The organism is Psychrobacter sp. 78a-MNA-CIBAN-0178, from assembly GCF_040309625.1.
Taxonomy (GTDB): domain Bacteria; phylum Pseudomonadota; class Gammaproteobacteria; order Pseudomonadales; family Moraxellaceae; genus Psychrobacter; species Psychrobacter okhotskensis.
Genome location: NZ_JBEOOZ010000007.1, coordinates 1 through 23334, shown reverse-complemented (window position 1 = coordinate 23334; position 23334 = coordinate 1). Strand labels below are relative to the sequence as shown.

18 protein-coding genes are annotated in these 23334 nt (G+C 44.4%); 4 read left to right on the top strand and 14 right to left on the bottom strand.

Annotated elements, in window-relative coordinates:
• Positions 1 to 101: 101 nt before the first annotated feature.
• The 5 genes from AAEY80_RS06225 to sdhC all read right to left on the bottom strand — a co-directional run bounded on the left by AAEY80_RS06225 (position 102) and on the right by sdhC (position 7891).
• A complete protein-coding gene (locus AAEY80_RS06225) occupies positions 102 to 2981 on the bottom strand; it encodes a 2-oxoglutarate dehydrogenase E1 component (protein WP_350588048.1) in 2880 nt (959 codons plus the stop codon).
• 937 nt (positions 2982 to 3918) lie between these two features.
• Positions 3919 to 4629, bottom strand: coding sequence for a succinate dehydrogenase iron-sulfur subunit (locus AAEY80_RS06220; RefSeq protein ID WP_025652539.1), 711 nt, complete (start codon positions 4627 to 4629; stop codon positions 3919 to 3921).
• A 189-nt stretch (positions 4630 to 4818) separates the two neighbouring features.
• Complete coding sequence (sdhA, locus tag AAEY80_RS06215) at positions 4819 to 6669, bottom strand: succinate dehydrogenase flavoprotein subunit (RefSeq protein WP_025652540.1); 1851 nt, start codon at positions 6667 to 6669, stop codon at positions 4819 to 4821.
• A gap of 428 nt (positions 6670 to 7097) precedes the next feature.
• On the bottom strand, positions 7098 to 7502 hold the full coding sequence (gene sdhD, locus AAEY80_RS06210; protein ID WP_173240263.1) for a succinate dehydrogenase, hydrophobic membrane anchor protein: 405 nt from the start codon (positions 7500 to 7502) through the stop codon (positions 7098 to 7100).
• Positions 7503 to 7504: 2 nt separating this feature from the next.
• On the bottom strand, positions 7505 to 7891 hold the full coding sequence (gene sdhC / locus AAEY80_RS06205) for a succinate dehydrogenase, cytochrome b556 subunit (RefSeq protein ID WP_084212321.1): 387 nt from the start codon (positions 7889 to 7891) through the stop codon (positions 7505 to 7507).
• 1061 nt (positions 7892 to 8952) lie between these two features.
• Here sdhC and gltA point away from each other — a divergent pair.
• A complete protein-coding gene (gltA, locus tag AAEY80_RS06200; protein WP_350588047.1) occupies positions 8953 to 10233 on the top strand; it encodes a citrate synthase in 1281 nt (426 codons plus the stop codon).
• An 88-nt stretch (positions 10234 to 10321) separates the two neighbouring features.
• Here the strand turns inward: gltA and AAEY80_RS06195 are convergent, their stop codons facing one another.
• Both AAEY80_RS06195 and AAEY80_RS06190 read right to left on the bottom strand, forming a co-directional pair.
• Positions 10322 to 11299: a hypothetical protein gene (locus AAEY80_RS06195; RefSeq protein WP_350588046.1), complete on the bottom strand. Its 978-nt coding sequence runs from the start codon at positions 11297 to 11299 to the stop codon at positions 10322 to 10324.
• 257 nt (positions 11300 to 11556) lie between these two features.
• Entirely contained in the window at positions 11557 to 12057 is a 501-nt protein-coding gene (locus AAEY80_RS06190; protein WP_350588091.1) for a type IV secretion protein Rhs, read from the bottom strand.
• Between the two features lie 324 nt (positions 12058 to 12381).
• On the opposite strand from AAEY80_RS06190, the gene AAEY80_RS06185 reads away from it, so the two are divergent.
• Both AAEY80_RS06185 and ribBA read left to right on the top strand, forming a co-directional pair.
• Positions 12382 to 13674 carry a replication-associated recombination protein A gene (locus AAEY80_RS06185; protein ID WP_350588045.1) on the top strand — a complete coding sequence of 431 codons (1293 nt, stop codon included), beginning with the start codon at positions 12382 to 12384 and terminating at the stop codon, positions 13672 to 13674.
• Between the two features lie 285 nt (positions 13675 to 13959).
• Positions 13960 to 15072, top strand: a complete 1113-nt coding sequence (ribBA, locus tag AAEY80_RS06180; protein WP_025652548.1) for a bifunctional 3,4-dihydroxy-2-butanone-4-phosphate synthase/GTP cyclohydrolase II — start codon at positions 13960 to 13962, stop codon at positions 15070 to 15072.
• Positions 15073 to 15166: 94 nt separating this feature from the next.
• Here ribBA and AAEY80_RS06175 read toward each other — a convergent pair whose 3' ends face one another.
• The 6 genes from AAEY80_RS06175 to AAEY80_RS06150 all read right to left on the bottom strand — a co-directional run bounded on the left by AAEY80_RS06175 (position 15167) and on the right by AAEY80_RS06150 (position 20874).
• The gene (locus AAEY80_RS06175) at positions 15167 to 15658 is read right to left on the bottom strand and encodes an acyl-CoA thioesterase (protein WP_101211193.1); all 492 of its coding nucleotides are present in this window, start codon (positions 15656 to 15658) and stop codon (positions 15167 to 15169) included.
• Between the two features lie 64 nt (positions 15659 to 15722).
• Positions 15723 to 16739, bottom strand: a complete 1017-nt coding sequence (locus AAEY80_RS06170; RefSeq protein ID WP_350588043.1) for a hypothetical protein — start codon at positions 16737 to 16739, stop codon at positions 15723 to 15725.
• A gap of 97 nt (positions 16740 to 16836) precedes the next feature.
• Positions 16837 to 17823, bottom strand: a complete 987-nt coding sequence (locus AAEY80_RS06165) for a uroporphyrinogen-III synthase (RefSeq protein WP_201566248.1) — start codon at positions 17821 to 17823, stop codon at positions 16837 to 16839.
• 151 nt (positions 17824 to 17974) lie between these two features.
• The gene (gene hemC, locus AAEY80_RS06160) at positions 17975 to 19009 is read right to left on the bottom strand and encodes a hydroxymethylbilane synthase (RefSeq protein WP_101211190.1); all 1035 of its coding nucleotides are present in this window, start codon (positions 19007 to 19009) and stop codon (positions 17975 to 17977) included.
• 195 nt (positions 19010 to 19204) lie between these two features.
• The gene (locus AAEY80_RS06155) at positions 19205 to 19942 is read right to left on the bottom strand and encodes a LytR/AlgR family response regulator transcription factor (RefSeq protein ID WP_350588042.1); all 738 of its coding nucleotides are present in this window, start codon (positions 19940 to 19942) and stop codon (positions 19205 to 19207) included.
• Positions 19943 to 20118: 176 nt separating this feature from the next.
• Complete coding sequence (locus AAEY80_RS06150) at positions 20119 to 20874, bottom strand: histidine kinase (RefSeq protein WP_350588041.1); 756 nt, start codon at positions 20872 to 20874, stop codon at positions 20119 to 20121.
• Between the two features lie 497 nt (positions 20875 to 21371).
• On the opposite strand from AAEY80_RS06150, the gene argH reads away from it, so the two are divergent.
• On the top strand, positions 21372 to 22745 hold the full coding sequence (gene argH / locus AAEY80_RS06145; RefSeq protein ID WP_101211188.1) for an argininosuccinate lyase: 1374 nt from the start codon (positions 21372 to 21374) through the stop codon (positions 22743 to 22745).
• Between the two features lie 145 nt (positions 22746 to 22890).
• Here argH and AAEY80_RS06140 read toward each other — a convergent pair.
• A partial coding sequence (locus tag AAEY80_RS06140; RefSeq protein WP_350588040.1) for an IS256 family transposase, variant Zn-binding type occupies positions 22891 to 23334 on the bottom strand: 444 nt, incomplete at its 5' end.

The window sequence follows — 23334 nt, the reverse complement described above, 5'->3', positions numbered from 1 at the left end:
TCAATACCGTTTTCAATCGCGTTACTCATATGGTATTGCTAGGTACCGACTGTCATCGCCTGATTCATGTGTCTTTTATAAACTGTTACTGATATAAGCTATTACTTTGACAACTCATCGACACTGATGCCAAGACCACCAGCGATCAATGCTTGTTGCTGCTGAGCATGTAATTTGGGTGAGCCCGTCGCAGGTGCGGCACTAGGAGGTCGTGCCACCGGCTCCATGACTTTTGCCTTGGTTGGATGCGGTACGACAATACGGAACATATGCGGTGCCAAATAATACCAAGCGCCTTGGTTCAACGGCTCTTCTTGCGTCCAAACGATCTCTTGTAGGTTGCTATATTTTTCAATCTCAGCAATCAAACGCTCTTCTGGCAACGGATAAAGCTGCTCAAGACGTACAATAGCCACATGCTCTAGACCCAATGCACGGCGCTGCTCTAACAAGTCATAATAAACCTTGCCGCCACATAGCACCATACGAGTTACTTTATCTGCATTGTGATCATCCATCTCTGAGATAACCGTCTCAAACTTACCAACGGCCAACTCTTCTAGATTTGACGTGGCAAGCTTATGACGTAGCAAGCTCTTCGGTGACATGACGATCAATGGTTTGCGAATTGGACGTATGGCTTGACGACGTAGCGCATGATAAATCTGTGCCGGCGTCGTTGGCGTAATCACTTGCATGTTGTCTTCGGCACATAACTGTAAGAAGCGCTCAAGACGGGCAGATGAATGCTCTGGGCCTTGACCTTCATAGCCATGCGGTAACAGCATGGTTAGACCACAAACACGCTGCCATTTGGTCTCGCCACTTGAGATAAACTGGTCAATCACTACTTGCGCACCGTTGACGAAGTCACCAAACTGCGCTTCCCAAACGATCAATGCGTTTGGTACAGTCGTGGCATAGCCATACTCAAAGGCCAATACTGCTTCTTCTGATAATAGTGAGTTATAAGTGGCAAAACGCGCTTGTTTTTCACTCATATGCGCAAGTGGCACATACATGCTACCGTCATTGACGTTATAAATCTCACTATGACGATGCGAGAAAGTACCACGGCCGACATCTTCGCCAGTAATGCGTACTAATACACCATCATTATCAACCAGTGAGGCATAAGCCAACGTTTCAGCAGCGCCCCAGTTCAGCGGCTCTTCGCCAGTCTGCATCGCTAGACGCTGATCGACCATCTTTTGAACTTGGCGCTGTAACTTGTAGCCTTCAGGCATTTCAGCCATACGGCGACCGTAGCCTTTAAGAGTTTCGATATCGACACTGGTATCCCAGTCATCGACGAGGTCATGACCTAGATAGGGTTTCCAATCGACAAAAAGCGCTTCATCAGGATCACTGACCAAAGAATTCACCACATAATCGCCACGATCTAACGATTCGCGGTAAGAATCTTCGTAACTTTTCGCTTCTTCTTCACTAATAATACCCGCTTCAATTAACTGCTGGGCATAGAGAGTGCGGGTCGTTGGTAGCTGTTTGATGACTGCATACATCAATGGCTGAGTCGCTGACGGCTCATCCGCTTCATTGTGGCCATTACGACGATAGCAGAACAGATCAATGATAATGTCTTTATCAAACTCATGACGGTAATCTAATGCTAATTGAGCGGCAAATACGACAGACTCAGGGTCATCACCATTCACATGTAGAATGGGCGCATGTACCATTTTCGCCACATCAGTACAGTACTCTGTCGAACGCAAATCTTCTTGACGACTGGTCGTAAAGCCGACTTGGTTATTAATGACGATATGTACCGTACCACCAGTAGTGTAAGCACGAGTTTGTGACATCTGGAAGGTCTCTTGCACCACACCTTGACCTGCAAATGCTGCATCACCATGGATAACGATTGGCAGTACTGAATTACCATCTTTACCTTCATGGCGAGCTTGGTCGTTACGACGCACTTGACGAGCACGGACTGAGCCTTGTAATACGGGTGCCACAATCTCAAGATGCGATGGGTTAAAGGCCAGTGCTAAATGCGCTTCGCCACCTGGCGTCATCACGTTAGATGAATAACCATTATGGTACTTAACGTCGCCTGAACCTTTTTCTGGCTGTACTTTGCCATCGAATTCGTCAAACAAATCAGCGGGGTTTTTACCTAAGATATTTACGAGTAAGTTCAGGCGTCCACGATGCGCCATACCAATAACCATCTCTTTGGTACCATAGCCACCAGCACGCTGTATAATTTCGTTAACGGCAGGAATAAAGCTCTCACCGCCTTCTAAACCAAAACGCTTAACACCTGTATACTTACGCGCTAGATATTTTTCTAGGCCTTCGGCTGCCGTCAAACGTTCAAGAATAGACAAACGCTTTTCTTTGTCAAACTCGATATGACCTAAGTTGGTCTCTAGATATTGTTCCATCCAGCGCTTTTCGGTACTGGTGGTGACGTGCATATATTCGACACCGATGTAGCGGCAATAAACACGCTCCATAATTTCAATAATTTCTCGTAACGGTGCTTCGTCCTTACCGATATTCAAATCATTGGTAGGATAAATGGTGTCTAAATCAGCTTCTGAGAGATTGTGGTACTCAAGGGTCAAATCTTCGACTTCAGCGCGCGGATGTAGATCCAACGGATCTAATTTTGCACGGCGATGACCACGGCGACGATAAGCAGAAATCAGCTGCTGTACGCCCATTTGCTTAGGGTCGGCACAGTCAGCGGCATTGCTAGTCGTTGTGGTTGCGGGGGTAATCTTGTTGGCCGTCTGATTGCGAGCAAGCAATAAAAACTGATCTTTGATGGCGTTATGCTGAGCATCATTTGGCGACTGATACTGGGCAAAATACGCTTGCCAATCGGTATCAACACTCGTAGGGTCAGTTAAGTACTGCTCATAAAGTGCTTCGATATAATTGGCATTATCAGCAGCCAGTTCAGTATGTTCTACGTCTGCAGCTTCTTTAGTTATACTATTCATAATAATCGTCTATTTGATAGATAAATGAATGGAATCGTGCTTATTATTGTGTCGTTCATTGTACGTTCGGTATTTTGACTCTTAAAATTCACCATTAAGTAAGAATGGCGATGGCTAATATTTAGTATATAAAAGCTCTATTCGTATTAAATGTTATTTGTGCTATAGAAAGAAGCCGTTATCACTATTGATAAAACATATATCAAGCAACGACAACGAGTGCTACTACAATACTTATCTCAGATAATAGTCATTCAATCAAATTATTTGTGAACGTCCGGTTTTCTTATCAGACTCGTTTCACAACATTAATTTATATATACTGCTATCAGCTATAACCAATTCATTAATGGTAATATCTTTGGTAAACATCCTATCGTTCAGCTAGCCTATAAACTGGCTATTTTCGCTGAAATGTTTTTGTATAAGAGATATTTACCGTCTTTTTTGACAAACATACATTGCTGTATAGCTTAGCATGCGTACCCCGCATGACATAGTTTGTTTGCTCAATAGTAGGTATTTACATAATGAATATCTATTATAAACCTCCCACTTCGTACATTTCTATTGGTAATTATATAGAGAGTTTGCTCATATAACTCATCTTCTTACATACCACCAACGTATTGTTAATACTGCCTTACTTTTGACCAGTTATTTCCTGCTTTTTTGATGAAAAACTCTACTATCTATAATATTTTTTGGTCTTACAACGGTAAGAAGCAACGTTTTTTCGCGCCTTGTATCGTCCTTTAAAATATATGATGGCTGTCTTCTTAAATAGCAAGTTAGATAGCAATCAGAAAAACCTCGCTTGCATTCGATCACGACACATTCTATCACTATGCAAATTTGTTCAATAAAAAACACCGCCTAATAATGAGACGGTGTTTCGTGATGATGTGTGCATACAACCATGCAACAATGAACCCGTTTAACCTGCTTGATCAATCAGCATGTTACGTAGATGACCGATTGCCTTGGTAGGGTTTAAGCCTTTTGGACAAACTGAAACACAGTTCATGATACCACGGCAGCGGAATAGGCTGAATGGATCGTCCAAACGTGCCAAACGTGCTTGCGTATCACCATCACGGCTATCAGCAACAAAGCGATAAGCGTGTAATAGTGCTGATGGGCCTAAGAACTTATCAGGATTCCACCAGAATGATGGGCAGCTGGTTGAGCAGCACGCACATAGGATACATTCATACAGACCGTTTAGCTTTTCACGTTGTTCAGGTGACTGTAAACGCTCCGTTGGCGGTGCAGGCTGATCATTAATTAAGTACGGGTGTACTTTTTCGTACTGCTCGTAGAATTGGTTCATATCGACAACCAAATCACGCACAACAGGCAAACCTGGTAACGGACGAATAGTAATTTTTTCGGGTAGCGTGTTCATGTTTAACAAACAGGCTAAACCGTTTTTACCATTAATATTCATGCCGTCAGAGCCACAAATGCCTTCACGGCAAGAGCGACGGAAGGTGATGGTTTCATCTTCCTTTTTTAGGCGTAATAACACGTCAAGCAACATACGATCTGAGTCTAGTAGCTCAATCGTATAAGTTTGCATGCGCGGCGCTGCGTCCAAGTCAGGATCGTAGCGATAGATTTCGATGGTGCGAGTACCTCGGCTCATAATGCTAAACTCCACACGTAGGTGATGGCGGGCATACAAAGGTTGCCGCATGTCAGCGCTAGAGGGTCTCTCTTTATTACAGCGCTGGCATGAGCATGTAGCTGGCGGTCACCTTTTTAATAAATTAATAAGGGATAGAACGTTTGCGCGGCTTTTATATAACAGATATAAAAGCCGCGCAGTCTAGACTTAATAGACGCGAACTTTTGGCTCGATATAGTCAACAGTCAGCGGTACTTTACGAACAGGCTTATAAACAATGCGATTGCCTTCAGAGTACCAAAGTGTATGCTTCATCCAGTCATGATCGTTACGACCGTTTGGTGCATAGTCATCATCTTCTGGGCGGTCATAATCTGACACACTGTGGGCACCGCGACTTTCGTGACGGTTAGCCGCTGAGATCATGGTTGCTTTAGCCACTTCGTAAAGGTTTGCGACTTCAAATGCTTCAATACGAGCGGTGTTGAACACTTGTGATTTATCAGCTAAATGGATTTGGTCAATTTTGTCACCCAGCGCTAAGATTTTCTCAACACCTTCGTCCATCATGGCTTGGGTACGGAATACGCTAGCATGCTTTTGCATCACGGCACGAATCTCGTCTGCAACGTCTTGAGCATTATAGCCTTCAGTAGACTGTTGTAACTTGTCTAAACGCTTCACGGTAAAATCAAGAACGCGTGGATCAAGCGGCTTGTAGTTGTGATCGGCATGATGGAATTCATCAACGATATGCTTACCTGCTGCCCGACCGAATACCAACAAATCGAGCAGTGAATTGGTTCCTAAACGGTTGGCACCATGGACACTGACACAAGCACATTCGCCAATAGCATATAGACCTTTAACGACATTGCCTTTGGTATATAGGCCGTCTTCATCCGTCTCCGCATCTAAATCCGGCGTGATAACTTGACCATGAATCGTCGTCGGAATACCGCCCATCATATAGTGAATGGTTGGAATAACAGGGATAGGCTCTTTGGTGATATCGACGTTCGCAAAGTTTTTACCGATCTCAAAGACTGATGGCAAACGCTTCATGATGGTTTCAACACCCAAATGCGTCATATCCATAACGATATAGTCTGCATTCGGACCACAACCACGGCCTTCTTTGATTTCTTGATCCATAGAGCGCGAAACCAAATCACGTGGTGCCAAGTCTTTTACGGTTGGCGCATAACGCTCCATAAAGGCTTCGCCATCTTTATTACGCAAGATAGCACCTTCACCGCGGCAACCTTCCGTCAATAGAACGCCCGCACCAGCCACACCCGTTGGGTGGAACTGCCAGAATTCCATATCCTGAAGTGGCACGCCAGCACGAACTGCCATACCGATACCGTCACCAGTATTGATATAAGCGTTGGTAGAGGCTTCAAAGATACGACCAGCGCCGCCAGTTGCCAAAACAGTAATTGGTGACTGGAATACCGCAACCGTCCCTGTTTCTTGCTCAAGCGCGACCACACCGTTGATATTACCGGCTTCATCTTTGATTAAATCAAGGGCAATCCACTCAATAAAGAATTGAGTACCTTGCTCTAAGTTTTTTTGATAAAGGGTATGCAATAGTGCGTGACCCGTACGGTCAGCCGCAGCACAAGCACGTTGTACAGCTTTTTCACCATAGTTAGAAGTATGACCACCGAATGGGCGCTGATAAATCGTGCCATCCTCATTACGGTCAAACGGCATGCCCATGTGCTCAAGCTCATACACCACTTTTGGCGCTTCACGGCACATATATTCGATAGCGTCTTGGTCACCCAACCAATCTGACCCTTTAACGGTGTCATAAAAGTGAAAGTGCCAGTTGTCATTGCTCATGTTACCCAAACTTGCACCGATACCACCTTGAGCGGCAACCGTGTGCGAACGGGTCGGGAATACTTTGGTAATGACCGCCACATTCATGCCCGCTTCGGCCAAATGTAGTGACGCACGCATACCTGAGCCACCACCACCAACGATGACGGCATCGTAGTTTAGAGTCTTAATATTACTAATGGTATTATCTTGTCTAGTTGCCATTACGGTTTTCCTAATGCCTGTTAATGCTTGCGAAGTAAATACAAGGGTTACTTATTACGTCACGGTAGTTGGCTGATTGAACGTCTATTCTGTCTAATCAAGCAAACCACTTAAAATTGACGAGGTAAACCACCTCAAACCACTTACTAAAATGTGCATAGTCATCGTCGTGTCTGGCAAAGTTGACTTATATTCACCCTCATATAAGCGACTGTCTCAGCCAAAAACAATTGAAACTCGTGACTATTATATGGCTACTGAAAGACTGCTCTTAAAGACTTTAACCGTCTATAAAACTGACCAAGCAGTCCATCCTTATTTTTAAAGCCTAGCTTATTTTGTAGAATCTAGCTTCGTTTGTAAAACCTGAATTATTGATAGCGTTATTGATAAAACCTACCGATAAATAAGGCTTAGATATTGAGTCTTTAGACAGCAACGACAGCGAAGCCATTACCCCAAAAAATCATAATACCCCAAAATAAGAATACTAAAATGGCAATGATCATAAGTGTCTGCAACACCAGACGTAGACCTGCTGCGCTTGAGCCTAATTTGCCCGTGGTAATATAATCCGTAAAGACGGTCCACATTCCCACCCAAGCATGACCTGCTAACGCAAGGATAGCCACCAAGCTAAATAAGCGCATCGGCAAGCTCATCATAAACTGTGACCATTCAACAAAGGTCACATCGCCATGCGTTAAGAAAAAGCCTAGAAGTACTACACTATAAACGGCTAAGACGACAGCACTAATGCGCTGAACAATCCAATCACGTGAGCCTGATCCGGTGAGACCAGTCGCGCTTTTGACTCCTGAATTATTTTTTATCATTAGAACATCACCCATACAAATGACGCGACAATTAGAATCGCTGCAATCACAAAACTGACCATAGAGGCAGTGCGGCCAGATTTTAGTTCTTCGTTCATGCCCATATCAGCGAATAAGTGCTTGATACCCATCACAAAGTGATAAGCAATCGCGGCCACGAATATCCATGCCAAAAAGCGCACGAGTACGTTGTCAAACACGGTTTCAAAACTCTCAGGCGAGGCCAATGAGTTCTGTAGTAACCACAGCATGACAGGAATCAGTAAAAATAAGATAATACCAGTGATACGATGCAAGATTGAGGCAATTGCGATCGGTGAGCGATTAACGCTAATCACTTGGCTTAAAGGCAGATCAATAGGTCGGTTGCTTTTCACAGCGGGCATCCTTTTTGCGGTTATACTCCTGTATCTGCTAGCAACGCTTGACATTAATGGCGTCAATTAGGCATTGAGCAACACACGAGACTAATAAAGTAAGGAAGAGCTAGCTGACTTCGTTTAGTTTGTGCTAAATATGAAGAAAGGGTCGTATGATAAAAGGTATTGATAAACGGTTTAGCAAGACTTGTGAGATAGATAAGCGCTTAACGTCAGCCCATCGACTATCCCACAAGTAAACACAACCATTCATTAGATCGATTAACTATTCTATTTTTACTGATACTTTTCATACTGATACTTTTCATATAGAAAAACACGTCATATAGAAAAACACGACTGTATGTTCTATATCAATACGAACCATGAGCGGATTAATTAAAATAAGCTGATTACTTAAAAATAGGACAGTTAACGAGATCTATCGGACCATCACCTACGGTTTTGATCGAAACAGTCACCGTTTGGTCATCTATAGATATCATCAGCTTTAAACGACACTATATCACGACCACTTATCAATTCGCACAAAGCGAGTGCCAGTTAAGTAACGCTAATTATAAAATGACTGAGCGACAATTACAAATTTATCCCTAAAGTAATGAAATAAGAAGGCTTATTTAACAAACAAACGAATTTGTGCAATACTAAATCCCCTCCGACATCTCAGCCTAACGAATTTGTTGACCTATTCTGTTCGCCTACTACTCATACGCACTCTGTTTTTAGCATAAATAACCAGAATGCCAACGGCTCTATTTTGGCAAATCGATACAGATCTTATGCAAATAATGAGATTTGGTTTAGCACGATAAAAGGGTGTGTTTTGAGCAAAATAACCAAGCAGACATATTTTGATACAAAAATTACAGTGGATAGATACTGTGAAACCACACCAGTTGGCGCTGCTGCTGCTAAAAGTTTTTTCAAATCATAGAGAATTGCTGCTAATATAGCCTGCATATTAAATGGGTCAAAAACATTTTGACCGTTTGACTACTAATGGCGCGAGGCTGTGCGTCGGTATATTTTTATTCTAACAAGTTACAACCAATGGAGAGGAATTTATGGCTGACACTAACGCCAAACTAACCGTAGATGGTAAAGAATACGAACTTCCTATTATTACAGGCACTTTAGGGCGCCCAGTTATCGATGTTGCAGCTCTACAAGAGTCAGGCTTTTGGTCTTATGACCCTGGTTTTAAAGTAACCGCACCTGTCGAATCAAAAATCACTTTCATTGATGGTGGTAAAGGTGAATTATTACATCGCGGCTACCCTATCGATCAATTAGCAAACAATGCTGAATATTTAGAAGTGGCCTATGCCCTCGTTCATGGCGAGTTACCTAACGCCGAGCAAAAAGCCGACTTCTTTGAAAAAATCCGTAAGCATGCAGGCGTTCATGATCAATTACGCAAATTCTTTGAAGGCTTCCGCCGTGACGCGCATCCAATGGCCATTATGGTTGGTGTCGTTGGTGCCTTATCAGCGTTCTATCATGAAAACCTAGATGTCAGCAATGAAGATCATCGCGAAATCACTGCTATCCGTCTAATTGCTAAAATGCCAACGCTTGCTGCGATGAGTTATAAATACTCACAAGGCGAACCGTTCATGTATCCACGCAATGACTTTAGCTATGCAGAAAACTTCTTATATATGATGTTTGCCACCCCTGCTGACGTTGACTATAAAGTAAACCCAGTCATCGCTAAAGCCATGGACAAAATCTTTACCTTACACGCTGATCATGAGCAAAATGCATCGACGTCTACCGTGCGTTTGGCAGGCTCTACTGGTGCCAATCCTTATGCGTGTATCGCTGCTGGTATCGCGGCTCTTTGGGGCCCATCACATGGCGGTGCCAACGAAGCCGTTCTTGAGATGCTAGATGAAATCGGTTCGGTAGAAAACGTGCCTGAATTCATGGAAAAAGTGAAAAGCCGTGAAGTGAAGCTTATGGGCTTTGGTCATCGCGTCTACAAAAACTTTGACCCACGCGCACAAGTCATGAAAGAGACTTGTGATGAAGTATTAGCCGCGCTTGGTATCAACGATCCTAAGCTTGAGCTTGCTATGGCACTTGAGAAAATCGCTTTAGAAGACCCGTTCTTCATCGAGCGTAACTTGTATCCAAACGTTGATTTTTACTCTGGCATCATTCTAAAAGCCATTGGTATCCCAACGTCAATGTTTACGGTTATCTTCTCTCTAGCCCGTACCTCTGGTTGGATCAGCCATTGGTTAGAGATGCACAGTGCACCGTTCAAAATCGGTCGCCCGCGTCAGTTATATACTGGTGAGACAAAACGCGATTTTGTTAAAGTTGAAGATCGCAAATAGTAAGCCCTTATCAGCAACATAAAAAATCCCGCTCTCGTAGCGGGATTTTTTATGGTCTAAATTTAATAACGTGATGACAAATCACACTTTACTGAAACTCTTTTAACGTCTGCTCATATTTGGCAATTTGCTCATCGTAGTCTTTGATGGTTTCATTGAACTTAGTCATCAGTGTTTCAAACTCTTGCTGCTGATTGATTTTCATCTGCTGCATATCTAATACTTGCTGAGCTTCTATCTGCTCCCAGACTTGATGTTGAATTATCAAACGCGCCAGCGCTGGGCTTTTTGCACTGACTCTGCCAGCGATTTCTGCATGCTCGAACAGTTGCGGGGTCAAGGTTGCTATATTAATTAAGGTATTGATATCTTCAGCACTAAGTGGTGTCGTTACCGGTTGATATAGTGCTTCCATCGCTTGCTGATAGCTTTCTATTATCTGTGCTTCCGACAACATCACCGGCTTACGTGGCTCAAGACTGATACGCTTAAGCACGGTCAAATCGCGCTCACCAACCTCAGTACTGGTGTTAATGTCAGCATCCGTAACATCGCTCTCGGTAGCGGCTGGTACTGATGCTTGCTCAGACACATTATTGTCGCTTGCCTCTGTAGCTGGCAAGCCGCTATCATCGAGTGTATTACTAGCAGTCACTTGATTGCCAAGATTGCCATCATCATTAGCCGTAGTGTCAGGCGCTCCTTCAAGCAATAAAGCATCGCCACCTGACGCATCAGCAGCTTGTAATGAATCATACTCTGCTTGCAAGCGCTGCTGCAACCCTTGCGCTTGAGCGACGTACAAGGGCTGGAACTGCTCTATGCGGGCAGCAGCTGAATCACTTTGCGGCATAGGCTCGCTGTCTTCTACGCTTGTTTTTTCAGTGGTTTGGTCATAATCTATCACAGGCTCTTCTGCTGGCTTTTGCTGACAGCCCGTCAAGAATAGCAGCCCTGTCATTGTCGCCGCCAGCAACATTGACGATGGGCGCAGACAAAGGCGACCTTGGTTGATACTATCGTTGTGCGAATCGATATCAGACTCAGCTGACAAAAATTTAAACATCAGAGTACATATCCTTTGTTAAAAGCTAACGTTAGAAGCTAACCTATTAAAAGCTCAGATTGTCGCGACATTTCATGGCTTCAGTGCATTGTTTCAGTGTATGGCTTCAGTATAGTGCTAATGCGTTCGGTTTTTGCGCAGCCATACTGGTGTTTGTAGTATTTAGCCTGCTTTATCATCATCGCTATTTATAATATTGGGTATTCAGAAAAATAGCTATTTATCACAATATAGAGCTTAACCGCTGAATGAGCTATCTATTTTTTAGTATTGTCCACAGAGTGTCTGGTCAAAAATGGAATACAGGCTTCTAAATCGTGACAGTCTTTCCCAAGCTGCTGACGTACGAAATAATCCTGTACCATGCGCGCCTGTTGCTCGATACCATAGTTAAAAAAGGACTTGCCTGTTTCTAATACATAATCATAGCGGCGATTGATAAGCGCACCGCGTACCACCTTGAGGCCCTGTTGTAGCTGCCAAACATGGGTTAGCTCGTGTATCAGCCAACTTTGCTTACCAATAGAGGCATGGCTAAAATCTGCTATCCAATCTGCAGGATGAAAGTAAATGTTGCCATTGGGACTAACCGCATAGTTTTTTAGTACCCAACGCGCCGTTTTAAGATGAACATCATCAAGTTTAATATTGCTACCGAACACTGAACGAGCCAGCACAATTTCGCCAGCAGTCAGCTTGCGTGATTGTTTTTTGGAAAATTTTGCCCGTAAAAACTGTTTGAAAGTCTGCTGAGACATCATCAATGGATTGCCTTATGCTAGCGAATGGTGCTGAGCCCTTAATAGGGATACAGACATTAAAAACCAAACATTAAAAACCAATTGTCTAGGACATAAGCTGTACACTTAGCCAGTTTTTCTTAACGCCAATCTGCGTTAGCCTAGCAGCTCAACCATAATAGTAATAAAGAGCTGTTTGTATAAAAATGAAGTACTGTCTGTCTAAATTAGCTTATTTTTACTACCAATGTCTAGGGCGTGTCTTCAATTCAATCAATAGTCGTTTTGATGAAATAATCATTATCAGACCCTGTAACAGCCGATCCTATAATAGAGAGTCCTATGCCGCCTAACTTTCATGCCGATACCCCACTTGCTCAGCGTATGCGCCCCACGACTCTTGATGCCATCATTGGTCAAGAACATTTATTATCAGAGGGTGCGCCATTGAGACGCTTGGTGGAGCAAGGACACCTGCCGTCCATTATCTTGCATGGCGAAGCTGGCATTGGTAAAACCACGATTGCGATGCTGTTGGCTGACGCGGTTGGCAGGCCTTTTCATGCGCTATCAGCCTTGAATACTGGCGTCAAACAACTGCGTGAAGTGCTAGATACCAAAGATTCTTTAAACTTTGAATCGCCAGTGGTTTTTATCGACGAGATTCATCGTTTTAACAAAGCCCAACAAGATGCGCTACTGGGCGCGGTAGAATCTGGTGATATTACTTTGATTGGCGCGACCACCGAGAACCCCTCTTTTAGTGTCAATAATGCGCTGCTATCTCGTTGCCAAGTTTATCGTCTAGAGCCACTAACGCCTGAACAAATCAGTGCGGTCTTAAAACGAGCCATGCAAGAAGATAACATTCTGCAAAATTTGTCTATCGACCTGCAAGCACAAAATACCATCAGTCAATTGGCACATGGTGATGCCAGAAAGGCGCTAAATGTATTAGAGCTAGCAATTCAAACGGCTGACGCTAAGCAGTCGCCAATGATTATTGATGACGAACTGGTTAGCCGAGTGGCGCAAACCGCCTTAGTACGGTATGACAAGGATGGTGAGCAGCATTACGATATTATATCGGCAATGATAAAATCCGTACGCGGCTCCGATCCTGATGCGGCACTTTATTGGATGGCGCGCATGCTCGTTGGCGGCGAGCCTGCCGATTTTATTGCGCGGCGCTTAGTGATTTTGGCCAGTGAAGATATCGGCAATGCCAATCCTAATGCCCTACTCCTCGCCGATGCAGCATTACGTAGTGTACAGTCGATTGGTATGCCAGAAGCACGTATTATCTTAGGACAAGTGGTGGTTTATCTGGCGACCAGTGCCAAAAGCAATAGCACGTATAAAGCCATCAATGCTGCAATGGCGTTGGCAGAAAAGGTTGCATCTCCTGTGCCGCTACATCTACGTAATGGCGTGACCAAGCTGATGCGTAATCAAGGCTATGGTCAAGATTACATCTACCCACACGATTATCCCAACCACTATTATCCGCAGTCATATTTGCCAGACAATTTAATCGGGACCAACTTTTATGAGTTTGCGGACAATCAGCGTGAACAACACAGCAAGCAGTTTATGGATTGGCTAAAAAGCCAAGCGGCGAGTAATGACCAATAAAGATTATCTGCCTGCATCATTGATATTACTTATCACTATTTTTAAGCTATTAATGGACAGATTGTCAAGATGATGCAGCATGCTGGGGTGAAAAGCGTTAAAATGACCTCATAACGATATACACCAGCCAAGTGAGTAGGTCATTTTTATAGCATATTGCGCCAACTAAGGCAGGTTTTACCTTAGCACAGCAGCGCGTGGTGCTATCTACTGCTACAATAGCCGGATAAACATTTATATCCCACATCACACTGATTTATACATAATAAAATATTGAGACTTCCTATGAGTTTAGATACGATTCCTGAGATTATCGAAGACATTCGTGCCGGAAAAATGGTTATTTTGATGGACGATGAAGACCGCGAAAACGAAGGCGATATCATTATGGCGGCGACCCATGTGCGCCCTGAAGATATTAACTTTATGATTACCCATGCACGTGGCTTGGTTTGTTTGACTTTATCACAAGCACGTTGCCAACAGTTGGCACTACCGCTGATGTCAGATCGCAATGAGGCAAAATTTAGCACCAACTTTACCGTGTCAATTGAAGCAGCTGAAGGTGTCACCACGGGTATCTCTGCGGCCGATCGCGCGCGCACTATTCAAGCAGCGGTCTCATCTGCAGCAAAACCTGAAGACATCGTACAACCTGGGCATATCTTCCCGATCATGGCACAAAACGGCGGCGTATTGCACCGTGCCGGACATACCGAAGCAGGGTGCGACTTAGCACGATTGGCAGGTCTTGAGCCCGCAGCAGTGATTGTAGAGATCATCAATGCTGATGGTACAATGGCACGCCGTGATGATCTCGAGATATTTGCAAAAGAGCACGGCATCAAAATGGGCACCATCGCTGATCTTATCAACTACCGCATTGCCAATGAGCAAACGGTAGAAGAGATTGAGTCGCGTCCCTTTGAGACTGAACACGGCACCTTTACCCTACATCGCTTCCGCGAATTTGGGGCGGATGAAACGCATTTAGCCTTGGTAAAAGGTGATGTCAGCGAAGGCGTCAGTACGGTACGTGTACACGGCTTCCACCCTTTGCGTGATTTATTTGCTGCTAAAAATGATACCACAGGCCGTAGTGGCTGGAGCGTACAGTCGGCGTTAGAAGAAATCAGTGCCTCAGATCGCGGCGTGTTGGTTTGGATTGGCAGTCATCAACCGATTGATTTGGGCGACGCCTTGGATAAAGCCGCTGATAATGAGTCGCTATCTACCATTACCCAACAGCCTTATCGTAGTATCGGGGTTGGCGCACAGATTTTGCGCCATTTAGGCGTGCGTGATATGCGCCTATTGTCCTCACCAATGAAGTTTTATGCCCTTTCAGGCTTTGATCTGAACGTGGTTGATTTTGTGCATGCGCCAAAGCAAGTTTAGGATTTGATTGGCTGGATGATTCAATATTAGTCACACATAAAAAGGCACGCTACTTTACCGTTAGCGTGCTTTTTTATTTATTAGGGGTTAATTTTTAAAATTTAGGCGTGTGTCCGACTGCTGTTTCTAATGCGAGCAGTCGCTTGCGCTCCTCGGTTGTCCAAGGCAACTTAGTTTTGCCATCACTCTCTAAGCGCACCACGACTGCCTCAGCAGTAGCGACCAGCGCTTGCTGCGAAGCGCTATAATAACTATATTCTATAACAATACTGGTTGTGCCCAAGCGTTGACAGCGTACGCCCAATAATAAAGTGTCAGGATATACGACTGGTCGTAAATACTGACAGCTAGACTGAGCGAGGACTGTCACCATACTGCCATCAAACATCCCTAACGTCTGCAAATACGCAATACGCGCTGACTCAGCATAACGATAATAGACGACATTGTTTAAGTGGTTAAACGCATCCATCTCGCCCCAGTGAATCGGCTGATGATGAATAACCGGATAATGTGCCAATTCCTCAGGGCGGCTAGCGCTTGATACATCAGCGGCACGATTGGCTGTCTTATTTTTCTTATCCATGTTTTAACCTTATCTTTCAATCTTGATATAGACGACTATTTTAAACAAGATTTGCTCATTGACGTTAACGTGGCGGTTTTTCTAGAATTTGCGTGGTCAATAGTGGCGTTGGTTTCGGTGCGTTGGCAATAAGTTGATCGAGCCAATTAATCACTTCTGCAATATCGCTTGGCGCTTTCATTGTTTCTAAATTCTTGGCCAAATCGTTTGTATTTTTAGTAGCGCTCGTCATACTTTTTGCTGCTGATTGCGCAGGTTGTTTGCTAGCAGTCATAGAAGATGGTGGTACTAAGGTTTTTAATTGCTTACGAGCTTGCGTCAGATAGCTGATAAGCTGATCCTGTTCACGCATATTGCTGGCTTGACTCGCTAAATTCAATGTCATGATAACTTCATGAATGGTTAATTGGCGGCGGTTCAGGGTAAGATTATTATTGCCTACTGCTCTACTTTGCTGAGTATTTTTTTGAGTGCTCTCATTGCCATTATTATTGTTAGTGCCATTACTATTGCTGTTCGCTGCCCGCTCATGACTGTGCAAAAAATCTTGAATATTCTGAATCGCTAGATTTTGGATTTGCCATGGGCTTGGTTGTGCACTTTGTGCTTGCAGACGTTCGATATCTTTGAGCAAGCTTTGCTTAATGACGACGCTCAACGCCGGGGCAATCTCATTGCTGCTTTGGGCTAATTGCCAGTGCAGACCCCGTAGTAAGTCTATCGCTGCGCTATCGTTATTGTCAGCCAGTAATCTATTGGCTGCCTGTATTTGGATACGCAGTAAATCCAGCTGGTTCTGAGCTTGGTTACTGGCTGCCACGCTCGGCTCTGGTAAGGTCTGCTGACTCATGGCGAATATGCGATCATCCATCTCATTTAGACGACTGATCACCTGCTCATTGCTTTGTAAGCGCTCATTGACGCTGTGTTGAAAACGTTGATGGCTAATATATAGGCCTAATAACGCCGCGATAAGTAGCAATATCACCAACCATTGCAGACGCAACAATAAGGTGTTTGCTTGGCGGCGCTGCTGGATAGCAGAAGGATCCCTAGATAATGATTCAGAATTCGTTGACATAAGACAGTACCGTTATTGGTAAGGTTAACCATGTTTAAAGCGAGCGAAAAAATGTATCAAGCACTAAGGCATGTCATCAATTAGCACAGTTATATGTTTATAAAGTTTTAGAGTTAATGGCTGCCAGAATAGTTTCTGGTGCCAAATCTTCCACACGCCAATAGCTCAGCTGCTGTTGTGCGACCATGTTTGCCAAACGTTCGCCCAATACGACATAAGCGAAGTCTGATAATTTAAGCGCCGCGTTATCGGTCTTGCTTTGATTTGCAATTGCTTCTAAATTCTTCTCGTCTAAAACCTTAACTACCGCGGCTTCAACAATACTGGCCCAATGCTCAAAGGCCGTGCCACTACTGATCACGACGATTGGCTTTACTCTATCTACAGTGGCATTAGCTTGCAAAGCATTTTGTGCATAAAAATCCTGCAACCATTGCTCATACTGGCTCTGCGCATCCTCTGGCATGATGCGCTCGTACCAAGCAATACTATCGATATGCACACCGCGCGCCTGTAAGGTATCGACTAGCAGACGACGTCCGCCAAGCCCGCGCCATATCAATAGCTTATCGCCTGCTTGTAGACTTTCTATCTCAGGCATCGCTAGCATACCTTCATTATTGGCAATGCTAGGCTGTCGTACTTGATAACTGGCCACGGGTAGCTGGACATTATTGAGGACAGCAGCAGTCGCATCACCAACCGCAATTAAATGACTTGGCGTTTCTAACGCCATCAATGCGGACTCTACCAGCTCAGTAGTCTTATTTGGTTTTTGACGCTCAACCTCAAGTGCTTGCCACATGGCTAACCCAGAGGCCGCAGCGGTCGGACTAACAATAACCAATGCTTGATAATCACCTGCCAGCCACTGCCGCATCATTTGTCTGTCTTTATCGGTCGTGGCACGCGCTTGTAATGTCAACATCGGCATCTCAATGACCGACAGTCCTGCCGCTTGTAGACACTGGGTCAGTGGCGCTGCACGCTCTATCGGGCGCGTATTGATGACCACTTGTTGCGGCGCTGATAAATTCTCAGTGGACCGATTGGAATCAGTAGACTGCGATGTTGAGTAAGACATAAACCTACCATGATAATCACAATGACAATGACAATGACAAAATGCTAATGAAATTAAAGTTAGCGTAATCAAAGGGCGTATAAGTGATTACCACTATATGCCCAAGCCAGTCGCCGTACTTATTTACTGTTTAAGCACTAGCACTGAGGTATTATTCAGGATGATAAATCGCTGATAAGATAGCACCAGCACCATCAGCGAGCAGCAGATCGGCGACATCGATACCGAGCTGATTGGCTTGCGCTTCTTGCTCATCTTGTGTGCCGCTTAATGTTAATCGTTTGTCCGCTTTTAGCAGCTCACTACCATCAGCCTGACCCACACGACCACGTAGCCACAATACATTGCCGTTATCATTGTTGCCATTATTACCATTGTCATCGTTGTTAGCAGCGGTTTCATCAGCCATTTGTAAAACAGCATAAGCCGCAATTGGCACTTGGCAACCACCTTCTAAATGACGGTTTAGCGCGCGCTCAGCGATAAGGCGAATACGGGCTTTGTCGTCATTAAGCGGCGCGAGTAGTTTCAGTACTTCAGCATCACCCTCACGGCATTCAATCGCTAAAGCGCCTTGTCCAACTGCTGGCAAGCAAGCATCGATATCAAGCTCACCGCGGATACGCTCATCCAGCTCAATGCGCTGTAGCCCACTGGTCGCTAGGATAATCGCATCATACTCGCCCGCATCCAGCTTACCCAAACGGGTACCAACGTTGCCGCGCAAGGTTTTGATTTGCAGATCGGGGCGGTAGGCTTTGATTTGACACTGACGACGCAAGCTTGACGTGCCGACTACCGCGCCTTGTGGCAACTCATCAATACTATTATAAGTATTGGAAACAAAGGCATCCGTGGGCGAGGCGCGTTTGCAATAAACACCGAGCGTCAAGCCTTCTGGTAACTGCATGGGTACGTCTTTTAGTGAATGCACGGCGATATCCGCTTGTTTAGCATACAATGCCTGCTCAAGCTCTTTGACAAACAAGCCTTTACCACCGATTTTAGCCAAGGGTGTATCCAAAATTTTGTCACCTTTAGTGACAATTTTTAGCAAATTAATGGTCAAGCTAGGATACATCTCTAACAGGCGATCACGAATATGCTCAGCTTGCCATAACGCCAATGGGCTCTGACGCGTGGCGATATTTAAGGTAGTCAAAGCAGGTTGCTGCGGATTGCTCATAAAGGGCCTCAATAAGTTCGGTACGATAATGCGCTGTCAATGCCAAATGGACGCTAAACCCTCACGCAAATCCACCCTATCAAATAGGTGATAAAAACCATATGTCATGACTGCTGACGCAAAAAAATACCCCTATTTAAGCATAAATAAGGGTTTGATGATATGGGCTGATTATTTCGCTATCGCAACGGTCTGTTACATACTTTGGATTTTGTCACGTAACGCTGGTAGGTGACGGCGGCTAACCGCTAGCGTCTCATCAATCCCTTTAAAGCGTATCTGATACTGTCCAGCATCTAGGGTCTCTAAAAAGTCCAAAAAGCTGAGGTTGATGATAGCGTTCCGGTGTACCCGAAAGAGGCGGTCTTCAAACTCTTGCTCAAGCTCTTTTAGGGTCTCGTCAATCAATACAATACCGTCTTTATGACGAACTTTGACGTACTTTTGATCCGCGGTAAAATAATAAATATCTTTGAGCTTAATCAACTCGACACCGCGATGGGTACGCGCCGCGATATGTTCTCGCATGGGACGTGCCGTTGGGTCTTCGAGCTTACGAATCTCATTTAGCTGGGCCGCATTTAGATTTTTAGCCTTATTAAGCGCTTCTAACAATTCATCTTTGTTAGCCGGTTTTAATAAGTAACCAATAGCATTGGCTTTCAACGCCGCAATCGCGTAATGATCGTAAGCGGTGACAAAAATAATCGCTGGTGGATGCTCCAGCTTGGATAGCTCTTGCGCACAGCGTACACCGTCCATTTCAGGCATGCGAATGTCTAGTAAAATGATGTCTGGCTGTTGAGTTTTTACCGCAACAATGGCCTCTGCGCCTGTCGTTGCTTGCGCAACCACTTGATGACCTGACTCCTGCACAATCCTACCCAAACGCTCACGTGCCAATGGCTCATCATCACAAACTACAATCCGCATGGAAACTCCTCTCTTACGGCATACTTAGTAGATTTTTTAATAGTATCAATAACATAATAGCATTTATTCCTAAACTTTTATCGCCATCATCTAAAACTAACGACGATAGTAGTATAATAAATGCTGCAATAAATATGCCACGGTCAGTTACCGATAGGAATAAAACCAGAAAAGTATTATAAACTGACGTCTTGCAGAGGATAGTCAATAACAGTGACAATTTGTTTACTGGTCACCGTACTTTGAATGTCCGCGCTTTCGCCAAAATAAGCCCGTAAGCGCTCAGCTTGAATATAAAAATTCATATGCTGGCGCAAATCGTAATTAATCATCAAGGTTTTTTGGGGCAGCTGCACATGGATTGTGATGGTCACGCGGTGCTGTTGCCACGTTACCTCGATATCCATATAAATAGTCTCTGTCGTCATCTCAACCACATTCAGCAGCATTTTTTCAATCACACTCTGTAGCGTCAACGCGGTGATGACCATATCATACATCACATCCTCATCGGGAAGCTGCCAACTCATGATCAGCTTATCTGCTAAGCGGATAGACTCAATGGCAAGATAATGCTCACAAAGGGCGATTTCTTCTTCAAAGCTAATCTCGCGTGCGCCTTCAAAACTGGCACGAAATAATGCTGACACGTGCTGTAATAAGTCGGCGGCTCGTGATGGGTTAGACTCGATAAGGGACACCAAAGTATTAATGGTATTAAAGAAAAAATGCGGGGCAAGGCGCGCTTTAATCACATCGTTTTGCGCTGTCAATTTATATTCAAACGATTGCTTGAGCGCATTCAACTCACGATAGCGATGTAAAAAGAACAGCAACGCCGCAATGGTAAAACCTGCTGTAATCAGCGTATAAAGTAAAACAGCTGAAATAAGAAAATCAAAACTTTGATTAAACCAGCCAAAGTTCATCATAATCAGCAAGACTAACGTGATAGTGACGGCTGTAGTGGTCGTTAAAATTAGTAAAACATAGATACTAACTGTCCTTATGGACAGGCGCTTAAAAACGGGGCGTAAATAATCAATTAAATAAAATGAAGATATAAGTGCAAACGAGTTTTGAAAAAACCTTGCTATAAACTTGATAATAAACTGGGTTCCACTCGGTACGCTATGACGATCAACAATCGCCACAAATAGCGACCAAAAAAAGATTGCCAGCAGCCATTGCCAAGGTCTCATGACATCCATGAGCTTGGGAATAAAAAACTCTAAGCGCGCAGCTAGTAAGGCAACCTCATCATTTGCTATACTTGAGCTCTTATTCTCTTGACTTGTCTTAGACCGATATGAACGCCAATTCTTCAAATCCTAGTAATCCCGATTCAAATAAAAATTCATCTGCCACTGATTTTAGCACAGATGCCCCTATAACAAACGCAGCGCCACAAAACAGCCAAGGCCAACAGATGTGGGGCGGACGCTTTAGTGAAGCGACTGATAGCTTCGTTGCCGCCTTCACCGCTTCGGTTGGTTTTGACCAACGTTTTGCCCGTCATGATATTCAAGGCTCGATTGCGCATGCCACCATGCTTAAAGAGTGCGATATCTTGAGCGCCGAGGACGTTGCGACTATTATTGACGGTCTACAACAAGTACTACGTGAGATTGAAGCCGGTGAGTTTAACTGGTCGATTGCGCTTGAAGACGTGCATATGAACGTTGAATCACGCCTGACAGATATCGTCGGTGCGGTAGGCAAAAAGCTACATACAGGTCGTAGCCGTAACGATCAGGTTGCCACCGATATCCGCCTGTGGCTACGTGAAGAGACCGACAATATCATCGCTCTATTGGTACGTTTACAAAGCGGCTTGCTAGATTTGGCTGAGCAGCATACTGATACTATCATGCCAGGCTTTACCCATTTGCAAACCGCGCAGCCCGTCAGCTTTGGTCATCACGTAATGGCTTGGTTTGAGATGTTATACCGCGATACCGAACGCCTCGTTGACGCGCGTCGCCGTATCAATCAAATGCCGCTCGGTAGCGCCGCCCTTGCGGGTACGACCTTCCCCATCGACCGTACGATTACGGCCAAACTGCTAGGTTTTGAAGGTATTTGTCAAAACTCACTCGATGCGGTTTCGGACCGAGATTTTGCCATTGAGTTCACCTCAGCAGCTTCTATTCTAATGATGCACATGTCACGCATGAGCGAAGAGATTATTCTTTGGATGTCCGCGCAATTTAACTTTGTGCAAATTCCAGATCGCTTTTGTACCGGCTCCTCTATCATGCCGCAAAAGAAAAACCCTGATGTACCTGAGTTGGTTCGCGGTAAAGCCGCCCGTGTCTTCGGGCAGTTAATGACGCTATTAAGTCTAATGAAAAGTCAGCCGCTTGCCTATAACAAAGACAACCAAGAAGACAAAGAGCCGCTCTTTGATTGCGTCGATACCTTAACGGGTTCGCTATTAGCGTTCGCTGATATGCTACCAAATATCACGCCAAATAAAGAAAACATGCGCGCTGCTACGATGAAAGGCTATGCGACAGCGACTGATTTGGCTGATTATTTGGTGCGTAACGGTGTCGCTTTCCGTGATGCTCACGAAGTGGTTGGTCATGCCGTCGCTTTAGGGATCAAAGAAGGGGTCGATTTGAGCGATTTATCTTTGGCACAGCTACAGCAATTTAGCGATGCCATCGGTGACGATGTCTTTGAGTATCTAACGCTAGAAGGCTCATTGGCCGCTCGCGATCATTTAGGTGGTACCGCACCCAATCAGGTCAAGCAAGCCGTCGTTAATGGTCGCGCGCGTTTAAAAGTGTTTGCATAAAACATTTGATAAAAATATAAGCCTACTAGTAAACACACCCGCTCTCTAGGCGGGTTTTTTATTAGGTTGAAAAAAATGAATGGGGTGTAATGGACAAAATTCATGCTAAAAAGTAGAAGGTAGTCGCTAATGGACATAATTCATGCTATTTAAGTGACTTTAACCCTAAAAAGTCTTTAATAAACCGCAACTTACGCTGCTCATTTAGACCATGATGACTGTGTAATTGTCGCTTTAACTCACTGAATAATCCTTCAAGAGAATTGGTGGTATTTGGTATGTCTAAATGCTTATATTCTTGATAAATGAATAACCAATCACTATTGGTTCTGAGGCTACGATAAGCACTTCTAAGGCGCTTATGCGTGTACCACGTTCTACTGTTATCGTCATTGGTACTACGTTCATTGAGATAGGCTTCATGAGTCACATACCAGTGATCTAAGCGCTGTATGAACGCCTCTTTATCAAGCAGTTTTATTTCTAAAGTAAGTCGTCTAAGCTCGATACTGGCACTGTTCTTAGGTCGACGAGTGAGGTAGCGGGTCACTATTTGCACCTGATGAAACTGGCACATCTGGCAAGGGGT

Coding starts and splice junctions, on each gene's coding strand:
- AAEY80_RS06165 (WP_201566248.1), bottom strand. CDS start 17,823: ATGTCTTACTCAACATCGCAGTCTACTGATTCCAATCGGTCCACTGAG.
- AAEY80_RS06225 (WP_350588048.1), bottom strand. CDS start 2,981: ATGAATAGTATAACTAAAGAAGCTGCAGACGTAGAACATACTGAACTG.
- AAEY80_RS06185 (WP_350588045.1), top strand. CDS start 12,382: ATGCCGCCTAACTTTCATGCCGATACCCCACTTGCTCAGCGTATGCGC.
- argH (WP_101211188.1), top strand. CDS start 21,372: ATGTGGGGCGGACGCTTTAGTGAAGCGACTGATAGCTTCGTTGCCGCC.
- AAEY80_RS06175 (WP_101211193.1), bottom strand. CDS start 15,658: ATGGATAAGAAAAATAAGACAGCCAATCGTGCCGCTGATGTATCAAGC.
- AAEY80_RS06155 (WP_350588042.1), bottom strand. CDS start 19,942: ATGCGGATTGTAGTTTGTGATGATGAGCCATTGGCACGTGAGCGTTTG.
- sdhA (WP_025652540.1), bottom strand. CDS start 6,669: ATGGCAACTAGACAAGATAATACCATTAGTAATATTAAGACTCTAAAC.
- AAEY80_RS06220 (WP_025652539.1), bottom strand. CDS start 4,629: ATGAGCCGAGGTACTCGCACCATCGAAATCTATCGCTACGATCCTGAC.
- hemC (WP_101211190.1), bottom strand. CDS start 19,009: ATGAGCAATCCGCAGCAACCTGCTTTGACTACCTTAAATATCGCCACG.
- sdhC (WP_084212321.1), bottom strand. CDS start 7,891: ATGCCCGCTGTGAAAAGCAACCGACCTATTGATCTGCCTTTAAGCCAA.
- AAEY80_RS06190 (WP_350588091.1), bottom strand. CDS start 12,057: ATGTCTCAGCAGACTTTCAAACAGTTTTTACGGGCAAAATTTTCCAAA.
- ribBA (WP_025652548.1), top strand. CDS start 13,960: ATGAGTTTAGATACGATTCCTGAGATTATCGAAGACATTCGTGCCGGA.
- AAEY80_RS06170 (WP_350588043.1), bottom strand. CDS start 16,739: ATGTCAACGAATTCTGAATCATTATCTAGGGATCCTTCTGCTATCCAG.
- gltA (WP_350588047.1), top strand. CDS start 8,953: ATGGCTGACACTAACGCCAAACTAACCGTAGATGGTAAAGAATACGAA.
- AAEY80_RS06195 (WP_350588046.1), bottom strand. CDS start 11,299: ATGTTTAAATTTTTGTCAGCTGAGTCTGATATCGATTCGCACAACGAT.
- AAEY80_RS06150 (WP_350588041.1), bottom strand. CDS start 20,874: ATGATGAACTTTGGCTGGTTTAATCAAAGTTTTGATTTTCTTATTTCA.